The sequence below is a fragment of the Calothrix sp. CCY 0018 genome (genome assembly GCF_963920925.1).
GTDB lineage: Bacteria > Cyanobacteriota > Cyanobacteriia > Cyanobacteriales > Nostocaceae > Rivularia.
Genome location: NZ_CAWUDI010000148.1, coordinates 1 through 265 on the forward strand (window position 1 = coordinate 1; position 265 = coordinate 265).

Annotated in this window: 1 protein-coding gene; it reads right to left on the reverse strand. The window is 70.9% G+C overall.

What is annotated here, in order from left to right; translation table 11 throughout:
* Positions 1–265 (reverse strand): SDR family NAD(P)-dependent oxidoreductase (locus ACM03V_RS34530; protein WP_414625322.1); only part of this gene is annotated, 265 nt, incomplete at both ends.

Below are 265 nucleotides of genomic sequence, written 5' to 3' on the forward strand. Positions count from 1 at the left end.
TCAGGCGCACCTGCGCCCCCGGCAGGTCCAGCGCCGTGACCTGCGCCCCCTCTGCTGCGAACAGGCGGATGATGGCCTCGCCAATGCCCTGCGACGCGCCGGTGACCAGCACGCGCCGCCCGACATGGCCCAGAGCCTCAGGCGCAGCCGCAACGGGCGCAGACACGCGGATCGGCTGGCCCGTGACATAGGCTGAACGCGGCGACAGCAGGAAGGCCAGAGTGGTTTGCGCCGCATCCTCGGCGCCCGCATCGACATAGACCAT